The organism is Kribbella monticola, assembly GCF_003261635.1.
Classification (GTDB): Bacteria; Actinomycetota; Actinomycetes; order Propionibacteriales; family Kribbellaceae; genus Kribbella; species Kribbella monticola.
Genome location: NZ_QFXK01000018.1, coordinates 144703 through 165248, shown reverse-complemented (window position 1 = coordinate 165248; position 20546 = coordinate 144703). Strand labels below are relative to the sequence as shown.

Below are 20546 nucleotides of genomic sequence, written 5' to 3'. Positions count from 1 at the left end.
CCTGCTCGGCTCGGTCGCGCGCGGCGTTCTGCAGCACGCGACCTGCCCGGTCGCCGTCGTGCACCTCGCCGACGAGAACGCCAGATCAGCTGGGGCCGGCGTGGAGGGGCGCGCGTAGTTCCAGCACGGTGCCGTGCGGCTGGTTGGACTCCAGCCGCACGGCACCATCCAATGCTGTGCCTGGACCGCCGATGGCTGTGCCTGGACCTCGTAGCCACCGGACCGGGGTGGGGTCGAAGGTCCTTGTGCAGAGTCGACTACGCCTGCCTGGAGGCAGTACGCTCCGGCGCCGAGTTGGTGCTTGTGGCGCCTTACCAAGCGCACAGCTCGTACAACCCGATGACGCCCGGCTACCAGCCCAAGCCGCCGGCCGAGATGGCCGACGCCGCCTTGCGCGCGGCTGTCGCGCACATCCGCCATCACTACGGCTACACCCTGCAGATCACGGCGGTCTCGGAACAGGGCGCCCGGCTGAAGGTTCTGCCCGCTGGAGGCGGTCGAGTTCGCCTTCCGGGTGGCCGCCGATCGCGAGGGTGACCTCACCGTGGTGCACGCGCAGCACGCGCCGCGGCACGACCCCGCCGACGGCGACCTCGAGAGCTCCTGGGTACGCCGTGGCGACCTGACCGTGTCGGAGACGCTGGCCGGCTGGGCCGACGAGTACCCCGAGGTGAAAGTGACGCGCTTCCTGACAGCCAAGCCGGTGGTCGAGGCATTGGTCCACGAGGGTGCACAGGCCGGGCTGGTCGTCCTGGGAGCGCGGGCCGGCCGGCTCCCGATCGGCGATCCGATCGCACGCCGGGCCGTCGCCGCAATGGCCTGCCCGGTCGCGATCGTCCCGCATCGCGTGACAGCCGAGGAGCGCGCACAACGCCTGCGCACCGTCGAGCCGGCTGCCGACGTTGTAGTACCGACCTACTGACCCAGTGATGGTGGCGACCGGGCCCGAACGCCTCAGCTGCCGGGCGGTCATCACCTCGGCTGAGCGGCGCCAAGATGCCTTGCCGGCCAAGAAGTCTCCCGACCTTTTCCGAGCGACCGAAGGAATGATCATGAAGAGTGAGCCGAAGTTTGTGCTGGTCGGAGTCGATGGGACGCCGGAGAGCCAGGTGGCGCTGCGCTGGGGGATCCAGGCGGCGGCCGCGCGCGGTACCGGCGTACGGATCGTTCGTGCCTACCTGGACCAGGTGGCTCAGTGGCCGGCGATCGGGGCGGAGGGATTTGTTCCTGCGTCGCAGGCGGACCGGTATCAGGCCGAGCTCGATGCTGATGTCGACATAGTGCGTGACCGGCTCGGTTACGAGAACGGTTCCGGTTGGCTGGCCAACTATCCGGCGGCGGACGCGATCTTGACCGAGGCGCCGCAGGCGGAGCTGATCGTGCTCGGGTCGAGGGTCAGCACCAAGCTGGGTGCTGCTGTGCTGGGTTCGGTCGCGACCGCGGTGACGGCGAAGGCGCCGTGCCCGGTCGTCGTGGTCCGTGGTACGCCGGCGGACGGGCCGATCCTGGTCGGCACGGACGGCTCCGACGATTCCGACTCTGCCGTGCGGTTCGGTTTCGAACAGGCGCAGCGGACCGGCAGCGACCTGCAAGTCGTCTACTGCTGGCAGCCTCTCGCCCGCAACGAGGTGTCGATCGACGAGGCGGAGAAGCTGTTGCGGGACTGGCTGGCCGAGAGCCTCGCGCCGTACCGCGACAAGTATCCGGGTGTGCGGGTGCGAGCTGAGGTCGTCACCGGCCGCGCGTCCGTAGTACTGACCGAACGCAGCAGCGGCTGCTCGATGGTCGTTGTCGGCTCGCGAGGTCGCGGCGGGGTCAGGGGCCTCCTCCTCGGCTCGGTCAGCCAGAACCTGCTCCACCACGCCGCCTGCCCAGTCGTCGTAGTACGCCCGCCCAACGACGAGCGATGACACCCACCCCCCTGTCATCGATCGAGGGCGGGACCTTTGGCCGCAGCACCGGGACATCGGGCTCTACGGTGATCGGTGGCTTGCGGCGAGAGTCGAACTGTCAACGTTCCCGAACGACAGGTAGGACGACATCATGAAAGCCGCTGTAGTGACCGAATTCGGTGCCCCGTTGGAGATCCAGGACCGGGCCGTTCCGGCGCCGGGGGAGGGGCAGATCCTGGTGCGGCTGGAGACCTGCGGGCTCTGCCACACCGACATCCACGCCGCGCACGGCGACTGGCCCGTCAAGCCGCAGCCACCCTTCGTGCCGGGTCACGAAGGCGTCGGGCTCGTCGAGCGACTCGGGGACGGGGTCACGTCCCATCAGGTGGGTGATCGGGTGGCGATCGCGTGGCTGGGCAGTGCTTGTGGCGAGTGCCGCTACTGCATCGACGGCCGCGAGACGTTGTGCCAGTCGCAGACCAACAGCGGCTATTCCGTCGACGGTGGCTGGGCGGAGTACGCGGTCGCCAGCGCGAAGTACACCGTTGCTGTACCCGACGGTGTGACCGCGTTCGATGCTGCACCGCTGACGTGCGCCGGCGTCACGTCGTACAAGGCGGTCAAGGTTGCGAACGTGCAGCCGACCGAGAAGGTCGCGGTGTTCGGGGTCGGCGGCCTCGGTCACCTGGCCGTGCAGTACGCGCGGATCGTCGGGGCGACGGTGATCGGTGTCGACCTGGCTCAGAACAAGCTCGATCTGGCCAAGGAACTCGGTGCGACGTACGTCGTCGACGCCGGCCGGCAAGATCCCGTCGAGGCGATCCAGGCGCTCGGTGGTGCGGACGTCGCGCTGGCGTTCGCGGTGACGCCGCGTGCCTTCGAGCAGGCCTTCCGGTCGCTGCGCCCGGGTGGCCGGCTGATCTGTGTGGCGCTGCCGGCCGAGGGAACGATGCAGATCCCGATCTTCGAGACCGTCCTCAAGGGCATCTCGATCGTGGGTTCCATCGTCGGGACGCGGCAGGACCTCGCCGAGGTCTTCGCGATGCACGCCGCCGGTCTGACCAAGGTGATCGCCGAGGGCCGCCGCATCGAACAGGTCAACGAGTCCGTGGCCGAGGTACTCGCCGGTCAGGTTCCTGCCCGGCTGGTCTTCGAGTTCTGAGGTTGTGGCTGGGGTGCCATCAGGCCCGTTGAAAAGGGGTCTGGTGGCCCTGCGGCGTACGGGGTGTGGCCGAGCATGCTGGTGATAGCCAGGAGGAGGCATTGAGATGAGTAGCTGGACGCGTACGGGACCTGTCGTGGCCGAGGTCGACGGCAGTGCGGATGGGTTGCGTGCCGTCGGCTATGCCGGTGAGGTCGCGTTGAATGCCGGAGCTGAGCTGGTGCTGATCGCGCCGTACCACAGGTATTCGACGTACACCCCGATGATGCCGCTGTATGACCCGCTGGCGCCGGCGGAGGGGGCCGAGGAGAGGTTGCGGGTGGCGCTCGCGCGGGTGCGGCGGCAATGCGGTGACGAGCTGAAGGTCGGCGCGGTTGCCCGGGAGGGTTCGCGGTTGAAGGTGCTGCAACAGGCGGCGCGTTCCGCGCGGATGCTGGTGGTCGCGCGTGAGCACGACCATGGTCCGGCCGGCGTCATCTCCGCGCAGGGCAACCTCGCGCTGGCCGGGCGGGCCGGCTGTCCGGTGGTCGTGGTACCGGCCGGCTGGCGGCCGAACCCGGCCGAGCACGGCGTCGTGGTCGGGATCGACGGTACGTCGTTGTCACTGGAAGCGGTCGAGTTCGCGTTCCGGGCCGCCGTTGATCATGGCAACGACTTGACGGTGGTGCACTCCCACCACGTTCCGTACCGAAGGCTGGCAGTGGACGACGGCACGTGGCACGAACGCGCCGCTCTGACCGTGTCCGAAACGCTGGCCGGCTGGGACGAGGAGTACCCGCAGGTCAACGTCACCAGGCTGCTGACCACCCGTCCCGTCGTGGCCACCTTGGCCCGGGAAAGCGAGCACGCCGCTCTGCTCGTCATTGGCGCTCACACCGGCCCCTTGCCCATCGGCGACCCGATCGCCCGCCGCACCATCGCCGAGATGACCTGCCCGGTCGCCATCGTCGCCCACCACATCACCCCCGCCGAACGCAACCGCCACCACCGCGAAATCCCCACCCCACCAGACGCCGTCACCACAACTTATTGATCACGCTGCTCTGCATCTTGCAAGCCCTCACCGGCCGGCGCTTCCTCAAGTCGATCCGGAAATGTCGGCGCGGCCTGCCAGGGTTGAGAAATCGGACAACTCCTGGAGGTTTTTGATGGCAGTGTCATATCAACTGGTGATCGACTGTCGGGAGCCTGAGCCGTTGGCTCGGTTCTGGGCAGAGGCGTTGCATTACGTGATCGAGCCGCCGCCGGAGGGATTCGACTCCTGGGACGACTTCTACCGGTCGATCGGTGTGCCGGAGGAAGAGCTCGGAATCGGTGCGGACAGCATCGCGGATCCGAACGGTGAAGGGCCGCGGATCTGGTTCCAGATCGTCCCTGACGAGAAGACGGTCAAGAACCGCATCCATATCGACGTGAACGCGAGCGGCGGCCGTGGCTCGTCCCTCGACATCAGGCGCGAACGTGTCGATGCCGAGGCGGCTCGGCTCGTCGCCCTCGGCGCCACCCGCCTGAACACCCTCACCGAAGAAGGCCTGGACCACTACGCCGTCGCCATGACCGACCCGGAAGGCAACGAATTCGATATCAACTAAGGGCTGCCGGTGGGGAGACCCCTGGCGAAGACGTACGGCGGAGCCGGTTCGACCATGCTCATCGTCAATCGCAGTACCAGAGCAAATTTCTCTTCCGGGGCGCACAGCAGCGAGCCTCACCTGCGTCGGTACTCCGGGAGTCCGAGAGCCAATCGGCTTGGTCCACGCGGGTTGAGGTCTTGGCGTCAGCCGCGGTGGTACTCCAGGGCCGCGAGCACACGGCGGTTCACGGTCGGATCGGCGTGCAACCCGAGCTTGCGGAAGACGGTGCCGATGAGCGGTTCGACCGTCTTCACACTCAGGTGCAGCTCCTGGCAGATCGCTGCATTGCTCAGCCCGCGCGCCATGAGCTCGAGGACCTCACGCTCCCGCGGTGAAAGGTGCTGGAGGTGGCCGGCGCTCGTCTCCCGCCGAACCACCTCGGCCAGCGTGAGCCGGTCCAGGAGCAGAGCCGCCTGGGCACCGAGGTCCTGCATCATCCGCTCCTCACTGCGCGTGAGGACCGTGACTCTTGGTACGACGAGTGCGCCCACCACCCGACCGCCGGAACTGACCGGCCACGCGCGCTCGGGAAGCGCGTCCAGCGGACACGGCGCGGGGTCGTCGTCGGTTTCGGGCCAAACGCCCACGGCGTGCAGCGCCGACTCGTCGCCCATCCACACGGTGGCTCCTGGTGCGTCCAGCGCCTCCGCGGCGGTCCGGGCCAGCGCCGTGGGCAGCTCTGCCTGCCGCTTGTGCGCATCCGTGAGCCAGGACAGCGCGTGGTACCGCCCGAGCACGTGGCCGTAGAGGGCTGACCACCCAGCGACCAGCGGGATCAGCGACACCGTGACCAGCCCCGGCGTCGTCGAGCCCACCGCTATCACCCCCACCACGAGCACCACGAAGGCGATGGCGACTCCGAGGAGCAGACCGAGGAGCGGTGCGCGGCTGCGGCCCGTGCGCCATCGCACCGCAACCGCGACGACCCACGAGATCTGGAGCACGAGGTACAGCGGATGGGCCACGATCTGCCAGACGACCGCAGCCGTTGCCCGTCCCGGCAGGCTGAACGGCGGCGGTCCCGTGAGCCCTGCCGACGCCCACTCGACCGGCCACAGGGCGGAGAGCATGGCAGAGACCGCGGCGAGCACGCAGGCGACCACGACGGCCGGCCGCCACCGGCGCGAGGGCAGGTGACCCTCGGGGAAACAGACCACGGCGAAGGTCGTCACCAGCATGCCGACGACGATCGGCCAAACACCGAGCCAGCCCAGCCATGAGGAGCCGGTTCCGGCTGCCGTGTGGCCGATCTGACGGCCGGCGAACATGACCGCCTCGACCAGGCCGGCGGCCAGGAAGAGATCGCCCTCGCGGCTGCGCGGCCGCTCGGCCGCGAACCAGGCACCCACCAGAGAGAGGGTGATGCCGAGGATGCCGTTGTGGAGGTTGCTCCACCAGATACCCCGGGTGAAGCCCACCGCGACCAAGACACACGCGAAGCTCGCAGCGACCAGCGAGAGCATCTCCCGCCGAGCTGACTTCGTCACGCAACTGATCGTGACACAAACGACAGCCGCCGTACCGGAAACACCCTGCTTCGCAATTACAGGGACAACCCCGTACCGGCGAACACGGGCGTCGGCAGATCGTGGAGCCCTCCAACGAAGGGAAAGGTCATGACCACCAACCTCGACTCGCCCGCCCGCTCGCGCCGCCTCACCCTGGACGGCGGGACCATCGCCGCCCTGGCCGGCGCCGCGGTGGCGTTCAACCTCGGCGGGGCCTTGCACCCCAATGACAACGGCACCGGCAACAAGGTCGCCCAGTTGCACCACATGCTGCTCCAGAGCAGCTGGTACCCCGCGCACCTGGGCCTGCTGGCCGCGTTCGCCTTGTTCACGGTCGCCTTCCTACGGTTGCGGGGCCGCCCGGAGCTGGCGCCGATCACCCGACGCATCGTCCGTGTGATGGTCGTGGTCTCGGCCCTGACAACATCCGCGATGGTTCCCCACCTGCTCGCACCTCTGGGCGCCGACTCCATCGCCGATGGGCGGTCGAGCGCGCTGAGTGTCTTCATGACTGTCGACGAGACGCTCGCCGACGCCCCATGGGCGCTCGGCATCGCGCTGCTCGCCCTCGTCGCCGGCGTGACGGGCAACCTCGGCAACCGCTTGACCGCCGTCCTCGGCACGGTCGGAGGCGCCAGCTTCGCCGCGGCAGCCGTCACGATCCCGTTCACAGACGCGCTGGACGGCCTTTTCGCAGTCGGCGGAATGGGCATCACGCTCTGGGCCCTCAGCGTCGTCGCCGTGGCCGCGTACCGGCGAAGGCACCCCGACCTGGCGCGGGTCCAGCCGGCGGACCGGACAACCGGCCCCACGCAGTAACCCGTCGCCACCCCTCAGAGGGCTGACCGTCGACAGGGCTTGGTGTTTCAGACGCCGAAGACTCGGATCTTGTGGTGGATCAGGCGCGCGGTGATCAGGCGGTTGGTTGTTTCGCCGTCCGGGGTGCGGTCGGCGGAGAGGAGTGCTCCTGCTGACTGCAGCCAGAGCCGTCTGCCGTCGCGGAGCCGGAGAGCCCACAGACCGTTGGTGGAGTTGAACGATGCCCGCTTCACCTCGGCGAGGCCGACGACCATGCTCCGTCCGCCGCCGTCTTCCTCGATGGTGACGGTGTCGCCGTCGAGGACGAGGCGTGCTTTCCATCCCCAGAAGGTGAGGGGGCCGCGGAGGACTTTCACGTTGCTGGTGTGCATCTTCGGGTGCCTTTCGCGGGGTCGCTGAATCCGTCGCCGACCAGGCTTCCCGGCACACCTTGTTGAGTCCGCGGTCGCCTGCGTGCGCCGCTGGTGGTTCGGACTCACTGGTTGTATCTGCGGAGTGGGCGTGGGTGTTACACGCTGCCGGCTTGGTTGCCTGATCGTTGCAGCGTTCGTTGCCTGCAGCAAGGGAGATTGTTTGCGCTCGGGCCTGTCGATGGGGCAGGGTTGGGGCTGGAGCGCCGGGAAGTCTGGTCGGCAGTGCCCGTCCCTGTTGGGAGTGCGGGCTGGTTGACGACTCTGGAGGCGGTGTGGCGCTCATGATCGCGTATGAGCTGGTGCGGCGTGGTTGCTGCGGTCGCGGCGTAGGGTGCGGGTGTGCACGCAGAGCAGATGGCCGAAGAGTTTCCGGTGGTCGGTCTGGATTCGGCTGCCCGCGAGGCTGTGGAGTTGCTTGCCGTACGCCGGTTGCCCGGGTTGATCGTCGTGGACTCCAAGGGCGAGCCGCACTCGGTTCTGCCGGCCTCGCAGGTAGTGCGGTTCCTCGTGCCGAGCTATGTCCAGGACGACCCATCACTGGCCCGGGTGATCGACGAATCGCTGGCCGACCAGGTCGCCGACAAGCTCGCGAACGTACCCGTCCGGCGGTTGTTGCCGTCGGACCCGGTGGAGTTGCCGGTGGTGAACCACGACGACACCGTCCTCGAGGTGGCGGCGATCATGGCCCGGCTACGCTGCCCACTGGTCGCGGTCATGAAAGGCCGCAAGATCATCGGCGCGATCACCGCGTCCCGCCTGCTGGAACTGGTCGTCACACCCCACTGACCGCTGCCCAGGTGATCACATGACAGTGATCGCTGTCGTCGTATTCGTCGTCGCCTACGTGCTGATCGCGACCGAATGGACTCACAAGCTGCTGGCGGCACTCGGTGGGGCGGCAGTGCTGCTCGCTTTCGGCGTCACCGACTCCGAGCACGCGTTCTACTCGCAGGAGACCGGCGTCGACTGGAACGTCATCTTCCTGCTCCTGGGCATGATGATCATCGTCGGCGTACTCCGCCGTACCGGTGTGTTCGAGTACGTCGCGATCTGGGCGGCCAAGCGGGCCAAGGGGTCGCCGCTGCGGGTGATGATCCTGCTTAGGCTGATCACCGCGATCGCGTCGGCGTTCCTGGACAACGTCACCACGGTGCTGCTGATCGCGCCGGTGACGCTGCTGGTGTGTGAACGGCTGGGCGTCGATCCGGTGCCGTTCCTGATCGCCGAGGTGATGGCTTCGAACATCGGCGGCACCGCCACGCTGATCGGCGACCCGCCCAACATCATCATCGCCAGCCGGTCCGGGTTGACGTTCAACGACTTCCTGATCCACCTCACCCCGCTGGTGGCGATCGAGCTGGCCGTGTTCACGCTCGTCCTGCCCCGGCTGTTCAAAGGCTCCTTCGCCGTCGACCCGGACAAAGTCCACAACGTTCTGCGGCTGAACGAGCGGGAAGCGATCCAGGACTCCCGGCTGCTGATCAAAAGCGGCGCGGTCCTGCTCGCCGTACTGATCGGCTTCGTCGGACACGCACTGTTCCACGTCGAGCCGGCCGTCGTCGCGCTGCTCGGAGCCGGCCTGCTCGTCTTGATCTCGAAGGTCCCGACCAAGGACTACATGGGCAGCGTCGAATGGCAGACCCTGCTGTTCTTCGCGGGCCTGTTCGTCATGGTCGGCGCTCTGGTCAAGACCGGCGTCATCGCCAATCTCGCCGAAGTGGTCGGCGATGCGACCGGGGGCAGGCCGCTGGTCGCGGTGATGCTGATCCTGTTCGTGTCCGCGGTGTTGTCCGGGATCGTCGACAACATCCCGTACGTCGCGACGATGAGCCCGGTCGTGCTCGAACTGACCAAAGGCGTGACCAACCACGCCCACGCGCACGCCCTGTGGTGGGCGCTCGCCGCGGGAGCCGACTTCGGCGGCAACGCCACCGCCGTCGGCGCCAGCGCGAACGTCGTCGTCATCGGCATCGCCCTGCGCGCCGGCTACCCGATCAGCTTCTGGGAATTCACCCGCAAAGGCGTCGTCATCACCGCAATCACCATCCTCACCGCCGCCCCCTACCTATGGCTGCGCTACTTCGTCCTGTCCTGACCCCGGCAAGTCCGTGAACATTGAGAGGAGGCGCGACCATGGGCGGACGAGTCGACTGGCCCGGCCGCGGACCCACCTGGCTTGGGGTTCCGGCGCTCGTGGTGGCATTCGTCGGCCTCGGTGTCCTGATCGACATCCACACTCGGCAAATGACCAGTCGCGACCTGCTCGCCAACGGTGTCCCGACCGCCGCTGATCAGGTGGAGCTGGACGTCTACCCGAACCGAGGCTCACCGATCGTCGGCGACGTCCTCGTGACCCTCCGGGTTGATGGCATGCCGCGTACTGTCCCGCTGTCGGACTTCGACGACGAGAATCCTCACGGCGTACCCGAAGGCATGCACCCGCCTGCAGCGGGCAGCCGCTATTCCCCGCCACTGGCCATCCTCTACGACCCGTCCGACACGACGACTGTTCTTGCTGCAGCAGACGCCGAACTGTGGCTGGCGAACCGGGATACGCCGCGCTTCGCCAGTGAGCTGATTGCCGGCGGCTCGGCAACAACCGTGCTCGCGATGGTCCTCCTGACGAGAGATGCCCGCCGCCGCGGTGTCAGCTGGTGGCGCTGGTACTCCGATCCGCCCCCACCTCCGGCCTAGCGGTCGAGTTGGAGGTGTTGCCAGGAGTGGAGGGTGAGGGTGACGCTGACTGCGACCACGGGGACGACGAGTGCTAGTTGGAGGGGGCCGACGGTGATGTCGCTGTGGATCGCCCAGAGGGCGGGGGCGGCGAAGGGGAACCAGCCGTCGGCGCCGGCGATGACGCTGACCTGGGACAGGACGAGGATGACGATGGTCGTGCCGATTCCGGCGAGTACTGAACGGCCGAGCGTGGCTGCCCATGCCGCGGGAGTGGCGAGGATGATCGTGAACAGGGAAAGGGCGAACTGCCGCCCCATGACCGGTACGGCGTCGGCCGGGATGGGGCCCAGGCCGTTGGCGAGTCCGAGGACGACGAGTGCCGCCAGGAGGCACGCGGCGGTGATGAGTCCCCAGGCGAGGTAGACGACGAGTTTCGCGGCGGCGATGGTGGGGCGGGGGACGGGGATCGCGAACAGGCCGGTGATGGTGCCGTCGGCGAATTCGCGGCTGAAGAGCCAGCTGAGCACGACGCCGTACCCGACGAACCCGGCTGCCCCGGTCACCTGGATGGCAACGGTGAGATAGCCGATCCAGCCGCCCGGGTCGATGAGGGGGCCGAGTTTGGCCGCGAGTTGGGGATCGTCGGTGTGGACTGCGAGCAGCATCGCGGAGCAGAGCAGCGAGATGCCCAGTACGACGAGCGCAGTGGTGGCTCGCACCACGGTGGCGTGCGCCAGCTTGGTGAACTCGGTGACGAGCCCGATGATCATGCGGCCACGTCGTCGCTGTACACGAGGTCGAAGAACGCTCGCTCGATGTCGATGCCTTGCGGGTCGAGTGCTCCGATGATCCGTCCGGCGTTCATGACCGAGATGCGGTCGGCGATCCGGGCGACCTCGTCGAGATGGTGGCTGCTGACCAGTACTGCGGCGCCGTTGCCGGCCCGGCGCAGGAGTGCCTCCCGGAGGAGGATGACGCCGGAGGGATCCAGGCCGTTGGTGGGTTCGTCGAGGACGATGAAGGCCGGGTCGTGTTGGAGTGCCGAGGCGAGGCCGAGACGCTGCCGGTTGCCCAGCGACAGTTTGCCCGCGCGGCGATCGGCGTACTGCGTCAAGTGCAGTTCGGCGATGACAGCCTCGACCATGCTCGCGATCTGGTGGGGTGTGACGCCGTGCAGCCTGGCTCCGAGGGTCAGGTTCTGCCGGCTGGTCAATTCGCTGTAGGCCAAGGGGTAGTCGACGAGATGCCCGACGGTTGCCCAGTCGGTGTCGGCTGGGGAGCGGCCGGCGATGGTGATCGTGCCGGCCGTCGGTCTGAGCATGCCGAGGAGTAGCCGCATGAGCGTGGACTTTCCGGCGCCGTTCAGCCCCACGAGCGCGTGAATCTCGGCGCGGGCGACGGAGATGTCGACGCCGCGTACGCCGGTGCCGTCGTCGAAGGTGCGGATGAGCCCGCGTGCATCGACCATGGAGTCAGCCACGCCGATCCTCCAAGACATCCAGCGCGACCTCGATCGCCTTCCCGAGGTCGTTGTCGTCGGTCAGACTCCACTCGAGCAGCGCGGTGTTGAGCGCAGCCATCACCGCCGCCGCAGCGATCAACGCTTCACTGCGCGGCGTACCGGCGTCGGTCAGAGCGCCCGCGATCACCGTTTCGGTGGCGGCCGTCCCGGAAGCGATACTCGCCCGCAAGGCAGGGGTCTGAGCGACGATGCGGAGCCGGACCCGTACCTCCTCGACCGCCGGCTGGGGGAGTTGCTGCCAGGCGGACCGGATTCCGCGCGCGGTGCGAGTGATTGGATCCAGTGCGGGTGGCTGCTCGGCGATCGCGGAGCCGATCACCGGGTCGTACGGGTCGTCCACCAGCAGGCTCGCCTTGGCCGGGAAATGCCGGAAGAACGTCATCTCCGTCACCCCGGCGCGAGCCGCGATCTCCCCGACGCTCGTCCCGTCGTACCCGCGTTCGGTGAACAACTCCAACGCAGCCGTCAACAGCCGCTCTCGGGTCTGCTCTCTCTTCGACGCCATTCCCAAATGTTAGTCACTAACATTCAAGCCTGCAATGCCTCGCCGGTGCTAAGGGTTGCCGCCTGGTCGGAGGTCGTCAGGGACTGACGGTGATGACGGTCTTTCCCTTGGCTCGGTCGGTTGTGTTGAAAGCGGCGACGGCGTCGGTGAGCGTCGTGGTCGTACCGATGTTCGTGCGTAGCCTGCCGTCCTGGACCCGGCGCGCGAGCTCGCTCAACTGGGCGCGGTCGGCCTCAACGACGAAGTCCACCGCGAGACCGTCAGCGGCCTGGCCTCGGCTTCACAACGATCGCCTTCATCAGGGACCTCCTTGTTTTCAGCCATCGGCTACAGCGATTCGCCGTGCCATACCACGATCGCTCTTGTGACCAAGCCTCGCAGGAGGCCGTGGTGTCAGGGGTGTGTCAGGTCGCTGGCCGGGTGGTGTCAGTACGGCGGGCGATCGTAGTTCTCGTGACCAGCACACCGGTCACAGCCACCGGAGGCGTCTCCATCAGCGGAGGCCCCCGGGCGAACCTTCAGGAGAACATCATGCAGACCTTCCGCGCCGACGCCCCGATCTCCGCCGTACTGGACATCCCGGCCGGTCGCGTCCGCCTCGTCGCCGCCGACCAGGCCGACATCACCGTCGAGGTCCTTCCCGCCGACGCCTCGAAGAGCCGCGACGTGAAGGCCGCGGAGCAGACCACGGTCGAGTATGCCGACGGCGTACTGCGGGTCCTGGCCTCGGGCAAGACCCAGTATTTCCGCAGCTCGGGGTCCGTCGACGTCACCGTCCAGCTGCCCACCGACTCCACGATCGAGGGGAAGGCAGCCGCCGCGGAGTTCCGGGCGGTAGGCCGTTTCGGCGCTGTGGCGTTCGACGGTGCGTACGGCACGATCGAGGTCGACGAGGCCGCGAGCGTCCACCTCACCGCGCTTGCCGGTGACGTGTCGGTCAATCGTCTCAACGGGCCGGCCGAGATCACCACCAGCAAGGGCGACATCCGGATCGCGGAGGCCCACCGCGGGGCGGTCGTACTGCGTACTCAGTCCGGTGACGTGTCGATCGACGCTGCCCACGGGGTCTCGGCTTCGCTGGACGCCGGGACGACCCTCGGCCGGATCGCCAACTCGCTCAAGAACGCGGACGGTGCTGCCGACCTGGCCATCCAGGCGACCACCGCGCACGGCGACATCGTCGCCCGCAGCCTCTGAGAAACACACCGGCTGCCCGAAGTCCACGAAGACTGCAACTGCAGGCCTTCCCACCGGTGGGAAGGCCTGCAGTCGTCAGTGGATTGCAGTTTGCGGCCGGTCAGTCAATGTGGCTTCGGTGGCTGACTTGACCTAGCCGGCGAACCTGACGGAGTCGAACTGGTTGATCGCCGACTGGGTCCCGTCGTGCGAGGTGGAGAAGATCCCCGCGTCCTGCTTGGCTGCAGCGGTGGCCAGCGTCACCGGCGTACCGATCGGGACGTAGTTGTGGCCGTCATAGGAGTACGAGGCGCTGAACGACGTACCGGATCGGTCGAGTTTCACCCACACGGGCCGGTAGCTGTCGACGCTCGCACGGGCGTCGGTGTCGAGGTAGCCGTCCCCGTTGGAATCCCACTCGAAGACGACGCCGTTGCGGGCGGTGGCGGCAACGACGGCGTACCCGGCCGAGGCTCCCGGCTTCGAAATGTCGTTGCGGACCATGACTCCCGACTTGGCCCAGGCGTTCGCATCGTTGACCGAGACGACCCGGGCCGACACGCTCGCCTGTACTGCGAACGAGCCCGCCCGGTAGATCGAACCGAACTGGTCGTCGTGTTGCCCGCCGGCGCCCCAGACGTCGGCCCCGGCGGCCGCGATCCCGAAGGCTCCGCCGCGCTGACCGAAGTACGAGCTGACCGTGGACGCCGTGGCGAATTCAGGGCTGACGGGTGCGCTGACCGGGCAGCCGCTGAAGCCGAACTGGTTCGCGTTGAGCGACGTCCGGTACTGCGGCGCGACCCCGGAGGCGCAGATCACGTCAAGCGCGCCCGCGGGCCAGTTGGCGCCGCTGATCTTCACGTTGTTGATCAGCTTGTTGTTGTGTGCGGCGGCGTTGGGTGCGGAGATTCCGCCGGAGTTGTACCAGTTGTTCTGGATGAGGTTGTCGCTGGTGTTGTTCCGGAGGCTGCCCGCGTTGGTGAACACGAACGAACCGCCCTGGACCACGTTGTTCTCGTACGTCATCGAGCGCGAGCCTTCGTCGAGGTACAGGCCGACGCCCGAGATGTTGAACAGGTAGTTCTTGTCCACCACGGTGCCCGGGCTGGCGGAGAGGTTGTAGACCGATCCGCCGTCGGCGAAGCGTGCCTTGGTGTTGTGCACGAGGTTGCCCTCGACGCGGTTGTCCTTGAGAGTGGTCGGCGTCGAGTAGAGCGGGTTCCAGTTGTAGTAGCCCCGGTCGACGTAGTCGTTCGAGCCGCCGGCGTCGTTGATGCCCCAGCCGTAGCCGGTGTCGATCCCGTCGTACGGGACGTTGGAGACCTCGTTGTGGAGGATGCGGGCGTTCGTGACGTAGGTGCTGAGGATGCCGCTGTTGTCCTTGTAGTCCACCGCGACCCGGTTGATCGTGTTGTTCTCGATCAGGATGTTCTGATTGGTCATCCGCGGATCGCTCGGGTGATGCGCGTCGGGCAGTACACCGCCGACGGCGACCCCGTGGCCGCTGTTCTCCACGAACCGGTTGCCGGCCACCTCGATGTCGGCGGCGCCGAGTCCGAGTCCGGTCAGCGTGGCGTTCGAGTCGTTCCCGATTCCCAGTGCCGACTGTCCGAGGTTGGTGAAGGTGTTCGCGGTGAAGGAGATGTGGCTGGCGGCCGACACCTGCACTGCGGCCGGTTCCTGGTACCACGTCGTACGGGCTCGTTCGAACATCTCGCAGCCGCGTGAGCAGCTCGTGAACGCGTCGGCGGGACGGTAGTCGTAGGCGCCCTTGAGGAAGAGACCGTTCTGCTGGTCGGCGTACCCGTCGACGGACGGGCCGAGCCATGACGTGCCGGAGAACTGGATGCCGTCGAAGGCGAGTCCGGTCACCGGCTCGTCGTACGTGCCACCGATGCTGATCAGGGACTGCAGCCGAGGCAGCTCCACGTCGAGCTGGTTCGGATCGACGCCGTCGGCGGGCTTGTAGTAGAGCTTCCCGCCCGTCGGGTCGATGTACCACTGACCGACCTGGGTGAGGAAGCTCAGCGAGTTGTCGAGGTACCAACTCGGTCCGGCCAGGAAGGATCTCTGGACCGTGTCCCAGCCCCAGGTGTTGTTGTCCCAGGCCGGCTGCGCCATCGTGATCTCGGTCGGGCTGATGCTCTGCACCGGCGAATACCGGTTGGTGAAGTCGCCCAGCGACTCGAACTCGATCCGTCCCTGGTCAGGCAGCGTCGCGAGATACCTGAGGGCGGGGTTGTTGATGGTGAGACCGGTTGCCGTCGGGGTGACGTCCGCGTTGGCGACCCGGATGGCGGCACGCGGAGCGATCACGCCGTTCACGTACAGCTGGCGGGTGTCGAGACCGGTCGGGGGGTTCGCCACCCAGATCCCGGAGCCCGCGTCGGAGCGGGACCAGCCGGTCACCTTCGACGCGCCGGTGATGACCGGATGGGCGCCGGGAGCGGCGGTCCAGCGGATGGTGTGCTCGCCGCCGCCGTCTTCGGCCGAGAACCGGAGCGGCGTACTGAGCCGGTAGTTGCCATCGGCAAGTTTCACGGTCACGTCGCCGTGCTTCGCGGCCGGCCGGACCACCTTCTGAGCTCGTTCGAGCGAGCAGGGCTTGGACTGACTGCAGTGACCGGAGTCCTTGCCGTCCGGCGCTGTGTAGTAGACCGTCGCCGGCGCGGCCTGCGCAGTCAGCGGACTGAGCCCCGCTGACGCGATGACCGCTGCGGTGCCGAGGAGCGCGAGGACGACTGAGCTGCGCCTCCTCGGCCTGGTCATCGAGCGTCGTGATTCAGACGTCAACGTCATGTTCGATCGCTTCCTGTCGGAGGTATCCGAGACAGAGTTAACATACGTATGATGTTTGCGACAAGGGTTCGTGGGCTCCGAATGCGCCTAGCTGGTCCGGGTCGGATCCTGCGCGAGGCCGCTCGCGTGCAGCTCCTCCCACAGCGATTCCGGGACGTCTTCGCGGTACCGGTTTGCCGTACTCCGCACGTGCTCCTCGGTGCGCATTCCGGTGACCACCGACACCACCGTGGGATGACGCAAGGGGTACTGGACGGCCGCCGCGGGAAGGCTGACGCCGTGCCGTTCGCACACTTCGGCGAGAGCGGTGGCCCGTTCGACGACAGCTCTCGGCGCACGTCCGTAGTCGTAGTACGCCGACCTGTCCACGGTCGACGTACTGAGCAGGCCGGAGTTGTAGACCGCCGCGGCGACCACTCCGATACCGCGCTTCGTCGCGAGGGGTAACAGGTCGCGGAGAGCCGACTGGTCGAGGAGGGTGAGCCGGCCGGCGACCATGACGACATCGACGTCCGTCCGCTCGACGAACTCGGTCAGCATCGCCGACTGGTTCATGCCCGCGCCGATCGCACCGACCACGCCTTGCTCCCGAAGCTCAACCAGGGTTGCGATCCCGGTGGTCGAGGCCGACTCCCAGTGGTCGTCCGGATCGTGCAGGTAGGCGATGTCGAGGTGGTCCCGGCCGAGTCGCGACAGTGACTGCTCGACCGATCGGAGGATTCCGTCCCGACTGAAGTCCCAGACCCGCCGTTTGGTCGCAGGTACGACGAATCCGTCGTCGTCGAGCCGGTCGGCCGTCTCCGGGCTGTCCGTCAGCAGGCGGCCCACTTTCGAGGAGATGAGGACGGCGGTGTCGCCCAGGGCCTGTCCGAGGCGGTGTTCGGAAAGGCCCAGGCCGTAGTGCGGTGCCGTGTCGAAGTAGCGAATCCCTTCGCCGAGTGCGGCCTGGCCGGCGAGCGTCGATTGCTCGTCGGTCGTCTCCGTGAACAGGTTGCCGAACTGGGCGGCGCCCAGGCCCAGCTCGGTGAGGTGGTGGCCGGTGCGCAGGCGCCGGGTGGGCAGGGGCGCGTTCCGAAGTTCGTCGGTGTGCATGCTGGAAGCTTTTCAGCATACGTATTACGTTTGCAAGAATTGTGGGTTACGCTGCCGGACGGCGGTGCCGAAGCGAAGAGGAAGTGGGAAGCGATGTTGGCGGCGAACTACGTAGGCGACCGGACGATGACGGTCGAAGAGCGCGAACCGGCCGCTGTCGGTCCGGGAGAGGTCCGCATCGCCGTTGCCTATGTCGGCATCTGCGGCACCGACCTGCACGTCTTCCATGGCGACATGGACGGCCGCGTCACCAAGCCGGCGACCATCGGGCACGAGATGTCGGGCACGATCGTCGAGCTGGGTGCCGGTGTGCAGGGTTGGTCGATCGGTGACCCGGTGACGGTCATGCCGCTGGCATGGGACGGCACCTGTCCGGCCTGCCGCGCCGGGAACGAGCACATCTGCCAGCACCTGAACTTCATCGGAATCGACAGCCCGGGGGCGCTCCAGCAGTACTGGAACGTCCCGGCGTCGACCTTGGTGAGACTGCCGTCCTCCGTTTCCCTACGAGACGCCGCTCTCGTGGAGCCGGTGGCAGTCGCAGTACACGACGTACGGCGGTCAGAGCTCGGGGCAGGGGACAAGGCGGTCGTCATCGGCGCGGGCCCGATCGGTGTGTTGATCGCGATCGTCGCCGCCGCGGCCGGTGCGGACGTGGTGATCGCCGAGATCGACCCTGCTCGCAGGGCCACCGCGGCGGAGATCGGGCTCGCGACGCTGGATCCCTCGTCCGTCGATCAGGCCGCCTGGGTGCAGGAGTGGACCGGGGGCGCGGGCGCGGACGTCGTGTTCGAGGTCTCGGGCTCCGCGGCCGCCGTACAGGGCGCCACCGATCTGGTCAAGGTCCGCGGGACGCTCGTCGTGGTGGCGATCCACCCACAACCGCGGCCGATGGACCTCCATCGCGTGTTCTGGCGGGAGTTGCGGATCCTCGGTGCGCGGGTCTATCAACGGCGCGACTTCGAGCGCGCTGCCGAACTTGTTGCCGAGGGCACCATACCGACCGGCAAGCTGGTGACCAGCACCGTGTCCCTGGCCGAGATCCAGTCGGCTTTCGAGGTCCTTGAAGCAGGACGGGCCATGAAACTGCTGGTGGAGCTGAACGCCTGATGAATCCTTTCGATCTGACCGGGCGCCTCGCCGTGGTGACGGGCGCGAAGCGCGGGATCGGGTTCGCGGTCGCCGAGGCCCTGGCGGCCGCCGGTGCCGACATCGTCGCGGTGTCGGCGACCCTCGACCCGGCGGCGTCGACGATCCAGGACCGGGTACGCCGGCTGGGCCGCGACTTCGCCGGGTATCGCGTCGACTTCGCCGATCGCGCCCAGGTGACCGAGTTCGCCGAAGGGCTGGCCGCGAGCGACCGCCAGGTGGACATCCTCGTGAACAACGCCGGAACCATTCGCCGTGCTCCGGCCGCCGAGCACCCGCTCGAGTGGTTCGACGAGGTGCTCGAGGTCGATCTGACCAGTACGTTCGTGCTCAGCCAGATTCTGGGCCGGCGAATGCTGCAGGCCGGGAACGGCCGGATCATCTTCACGGCGTCGCTGCTGTCGTTCCAGGGCGGCATCAACGTCCCGGGCTACACGGCCGCAAAGTCCGGTACGGCGGGGTTGGTCCGCGCCCTTTCCAACGAATGGGCGGGCCGCGGGGTGACCGTGAACGGCATCGCTCCGGGCTACATCGCCACCGACAACACCCAGGCGCTGCAGGACGACCCCGACCGGTCGCGCGCCATCCTCGAGCGGATCCCGGCGGGGCGCTGGGGAACGGCGGAGGACATCGCCGGCGCGGCCGTCTTCCTCGCCTCGGACGCCGCCCGCTACGTCTCCGGGGCGATCCTGCCGGTCGACGGTGGGTGGCTCGGCCGCTGACCTCTGTTGCGCCGACGACGGCAATGATAAAACGTCATACGTATGCTCTCTAGCAGTGGTCCACTCCGGGTCCACACCGGAGTCCACAAGACAAGGACATCTCATGGTCGGAATCAACCGGGCGATCCAGCTCCGCCGCAGGTCGGCGGCGGCCGTCGCCGGGGTCTTCGCCGCCACCGCACTCCTGGCTCTCGCCGGATGCGGCAGCAGCACCAGCTCGGCGAGCGGGTCGTACGGCTTTCCCGAAGCCAAGCAGGAAACCTCTTCGACGATCACGGTCTGGGTGGACGCCGACCGTCAGGCCGCCGCGAAGGCGTTCCAGAAGGCCAATCCGGACACCAAGATCCAGGTCGTCGCCTACGACGGCTCGGCGAACGGGTCGAACTCGTTCCGGACGAAGATGCAGCTCTTCGATCGGGCCGGCAGCGGCTGGCCCGACGTCGTCTTCTCCACCCAGAACAACGACGCGGCCTGGGCCAGTCAGAAGAGCGGTGGCAAGGAGGCCTTCGCGGGCATGCTGGACAAAGGTCTGGTCCCTGGTGACACGCTCGCGAAGTTCACCGCCGGATCGCTCAACCCCTGCACGGTGGACGGCCACGTGTACTGCCTTCGCAACGACCTCGCCCAGGCCGTGCTCTGGTACAACAAGAAGCTGCTGGATCAGTTCGGGTACGCCGTACCGACCACCTGGGAGGAGTACCAGGCGCTCGGAGAGAAGGTGGCGAAGCAGCATCCCGGCTACATCATCGGCACCGCCGGCGACGCGTGGACACCGGAGGTTTTCTTCTGGGCCAGCAAGTGCCAGGCCAATGGCGTCACCGGCCCCAAGGCGGTCACGGTGAAGACGGACACGAACGAGTGCAAGCGGGCAGCGTCGATGCTCGACACCCTCCGCGGGAACGGAACCGTCCCCGTAGTGAGCGTCTTCACCCCGGAGTTCGTGAAGAAGTACTCCGGCAAGGTGCTGATGATGCCCGGCCCCGCCTGGTACGCCGGGGCGATCTTCAACAACCCGCAGTCGCTGAACGTGCCCGCCGGCCAGCTCGGCATCGCAGCGCCCCTCCCGTGGAAGGGCGAGGACAAGCCGGTCACCGGCAATGTCGGTGGCGGAACGTGGTTCATCTCCAGCCATTCCAAGAACCTCGCGGCGGCCGCGAAGTTCGTCGAGTTCGTCACCACCGCCGACGACTACCAGGTGAATGTCGCGCCGGGCTACCCCGCCTACGCGCCGGCCGCCGAGAAGTGGGTCGCGAAGCAGGAGTCGAGCAAGTACTTCGCGACCTCGCTCGAGCCGGTGGTCACCGCCGCTTCGCAGATCTGGGACGGGTGGGGCTACGGCACTTTCAGCCAGGAAGCGATCTGGGCGAAGACGGTGACCACCGCGGTCACCGGAGGCAAGTCGATCGTGGAACTGCTGCCGACCTGGCAGCAGGCGATCGAGAACCAGGCCAAGGTCAACGGATACACGGTGAACTGA

Annotated in this window: 23 protein-coding genes; 15 read left to right on the top strand and 8 right to left on the bottom strand. The window is 67.5% G+C overall.

The genetic code is table 11. The features are described 5' to 3' along the window. Position 1 precedes the first annotated feature (1 nt). The 7 genes from DIZ26_RS38840 (at position 2) to DIZ26_RS09050 (ending at position 4646) form a co-directional block, all read left to right on the top strand. Positions 2 to 118, top strand: coding sequence for a universal stress protein (locus DIZ26_RS38840; protein WP_408610219.1), 117 nt, complete (start codon positions 2 to 4; stop codon positions 116 to 118). Between the two features lie 125 nt (positions 119 to 243). Continuing rightward, positions 244 to 537 (top strand): hypothetical protein, encoded by a 294-nt coding sequence (locus DIZ26_RS09075; RefSeq protein WP_112239286.1) that lies wholly within the window; start codon positions 244 to 246, stop codon positions 535 to 537. After that, a complete protein-coding gene (locus tag DIZ26_RS09070; protein ID WP_157979656.1) occupies positions 515 to 922 on the top strand; it encodes a universal stress protein in 408 nt (135 codons plus the stop codon). The genes DIZ26_RS09075 and DIZ26_RS09070 overlap by 23 nt, the downstream gene beginning before the upstream one ends. Before the next feature lie 130 nt (positions 923 to 1052). Then, positions 1053 to 1910 carry a universal stress protein gene (locus DIZ26_RS09065; RefSeq protein WP_198676004.1) on the top strand — a complete coding sequence of 286 codons (858 nt, stop codon included), beginning with the start codon at positions 1053 to 1055 and terminating at the stop codon, positions 1908 to 1910. A 133-nt stretch (positions 1911 to 2043) separates the two neighbouring features. Continuing rightward, positions 2044 to 3054 (top strand): alcohol dehydrogenase AdhP, encoded by a 1011-nt coding sequence (adhP, locus tag DIZ26_RS09060; RefSeq protein WP_112239280.1) that lies wholly within the window; start codon positions 2044 to 2046, stop codon positions 3052 to 3054. A 106-nt stretch (positions 3055 to 3160) separates the two neighbouring features. Then, positions 3161 to 4087, top strand: a complete 927-nt coding sequence (locus tag DIZ26_RS09055) for a universal stress protein (protein ID WP_112239278.1) — start codon at positions 3161 to 3163, stop codon at positions 4085 to 4087. 115 nt (positions 4088 to 4202) lie between these two features. Continuing rightward, positions 4203 to 4646 carry a VOC family protein gene (locus DIZ26_RS09050; protein ID WP_112239276.1) on the top strand — a complete coding sequence of 148 codons (444 nt, stop codon included), beginning with the start codon at positions 4203 to 4205 and terminating at the stop codon, positions 4644 to 4646. Between the two features lie 185 nt (positions 4647 to 4831). Here the strand turns inward: DIZ26_RS09050 and DIZ26_RS38230 are convergent, their stop codons facing one another. After that, positions 4832 to 6175 carry a LuxR C-terminal-related transcriptional regulator gene (locus tag DIZ26_RS38230; RefSeq protein WP_232828211.1) on the bottom strand — a complete coding sequence of 448 codons (1344 nt, stop codon included), beginning with the start codon at positions 6173 to 6175 and terminating at the stop codon, positions 4832 to 4834. Positions 6176 to 6304: 129 nt separating this feature from the next. On the opposite strand from DIZ26_RS38230, the gene DIZ26_RS09040 reads away from it, so the two are divergent. Further along, complete coding sequence (locus tag DIZ26_RS09040; RefSeq protein WP_112239274.1) at positions 6305 to 7015, top strand: hypothetical protein; 711 nt, start codon at positions 6305 to 6307, stop codon at positions 7013 to 7015. A gap of 47 nt (positions 7016 to 7062) precedes the next feature. On the opposite strand, the gene DIZ26_RS09035 is transcribed toward DIZ26_RS09040, so the two are convergent. Beyond that, a complete protein-coding gene (locus DIZ26_RS09035; protein WP_112239272.1) occupies positions 7063 to 7386 on the bottom strand; it encodes a hypothetical protein in 324 nt (107 codons plus the stop codon). A 381-nt stretch (positions 7387 to 7767) separates the two neighbouring features. Between DIZ26_RS09035 and DIZ26_RS09030 the strand changes: the two genes are divergently transcribed. From DIZ26_RS09030 to DIZ26_RS09020, 3 genes are read left to right on the top strand one after another with little or no spacing between them, the layout of a single operon-like run. Beyond that, positions 7768 to 8214, top strand: a complete 447-nt coding sequence (locus tag DIZ26_RS09030; protein ID WP_112239270.1) for a CBS domain-containing protein — start codon at positions 7768 to 7770, stop codon at positions 8212 to 8214. 19 nt (positions 8215 to 8233) lie between these two features. Further along, complete coding sequence (locus DIZ26_RS09025) at positions 8234 to 9523, top strand: ArsB/NhaD family transporter (protein ID WP_112239268.1); 1290 nt, start codon at positions 8234 to 8236, stop codon at positions 9521 to 9523. Positions 9524 to 9561: 38 nt separating this feature from the next. After that, on the top strand, positions 9562 to 10122 hold the full coding sequence (locus DIZ26_RS09020) for a hypothetical protein (RefSeq protein ID WP_112239266.1): 561 nt from the start codon (positions 9562 to 9564) through the stop codon (positions 10120 to 10122). Here the strand turns inward: DIZ26_RS09020 and DIZ26_RS09015 are convergent. The 4 genes from DIZ26_RS09015 to DIZ26_RS09000 form a co-directional block, all read right to left on the bottom strand. Beyond that, a complete protein-coding gene (locus DIZ26_RS09015; protein ID WP_112239264.1) occupies positions 10119 to 10874 on the bottom strand; it encodes an ABC transporter permease in 756 nt (251 codons plus the stop codon). The two genes, DIZ26_RS09020 and DIZ26_RS09015, sit on opposite strands and share 4 nt — an antisense overlap. After that, entirely contained in the window at positions 10871 to 11584 is a 714-nt protein-coding gene (locus DIZ26_RS09010) for an ABC transporter ATP-binding protein (protein ID WP_112239262.1), read from the bottom strand. The genes DIZ26_RS09015 and DIZ26_RS09010 overlap by 4 nt, the downstream gene beginning before the upstream one ends. Next, positions 11577 to 12131, bottom strand: a complete 555-nt coding sequence (locus DIZ26_RS09005; RefSeq protein ID WP_198676003.1) for a TetR/AcrR family transcriptional regulator — start codon at positions 12129 to 12131, stop codon at positions 11577 to 11579. Before DIZ26_RS09005 ends, DIZ26_RS09010 begins: the two co-directional genes overlap by 8 nt. A gap of 76 nt (positions 12132 to 12207) precedes the next feature. Continuing rightward, entirely contained in the window at positions 12208 to 12381 is a 174-nt protein-coding gene (locus tag DIZ26_RS09000) for a zinc-binding dehydrogenase (protein ID WP_198676002.1), read from the bottom strand. 281 nt (positions 12382 to 12662) lie between these two features. On the opposite strand from DIZ26_RS09000, the gene DIZ26_RS08995 reads away from it, so the two are divergent. Beyond that, positions 12663 to 13328: a DUF4097 family beta strand repeat-containing protein gene (locus DIZ26_RS08995; protein WP_112239323.1), complete on the top strand. Its 666-nt coding sequence runs from the start codon at positions 12663 to 12665 to the stop codon at positions 13326 to 13328. A gap of 132 nt (positions 13329 to 13460) precedes the next feature. On the opposite strand, the gene DIZ26_RS08990 is transcribed toward DIZ26_RS08995, so the two are convergent. Both DIZ26_RS08990 and DIZ26_RS08985 read right to left on the bottom strand, forming a co-directional pair. Further along, positions 13461 to 16106: a right-handed parallel beta-helix repeat-containing protein gene (locus tag DIZ26_RS08990; RefSeq protein WP_198676001.1), complete on the bottom strand. Its 2646-nt coding sequence runs from the start codon at positions 16104 to 16106 to the stop codon at positions 13461 to 13463. 87 nt (positions 16107 to 16193) lie between these two features. Next, a complete protein-coding gene (locus DIZ26_RS08985) occupies positions 16194 to 17198 on the bottom strand; it encodes an aldo/keto reductase (protein ID WP_112239258.1) in 1005 nt (334 codons plus the stop codon). Between the two features lie 126 nt (positions 17199 to 17324). On the opposite strand from DIZ26_RS08985, the gene DIZ26_RS08980 reads away from it, so the two are divergent. The 3 genes from DIZ26_RS08980 to DIZ26_RS08970 all read left to right on the top strand — a co-directional run bounded on the left by DIZ26_RS08980 (position 17325) and on the right by DIZ26_RS08970 (position 20546). Beyond that, positions 17325 to 18308: a zinc-dependent alcohol dehydrogenase gene (locus DIZ26_RS08980; RefSeq protein WP_232828210.1), complete on the top strand. Its 984-nt coding sequence runs from the start codon at positions 17325 to 17327 to the stop codon at positions 18306 to 18308. Further along, on the top strand, positions 18308 to 19069 hold the full coding sequence (locus DIZ26_RS08975) for an SDR family oxidoreductase (protein WP_112239254.1): 762 nt from the start codon (positions 18308 to 18310) through the stop codon (positions 19067 to 19069). Before DIZ26_RS08980 ends, DIZ26_RS08975 begins: the two co-directional genes overlap by 1 nt. 103 nt (positions 19070 to 19172) lie before the next feature. Further along, complete coding sequence (locus DIZ26_RS08970; RefSeq protein ID WP_112239252.1) at positions 19173 to 20546, top strand: ABC transporter substrate-binding protein; 1374 nt, start codon at positions 19173 to 19175, stop codon at positions 20544 to 20546.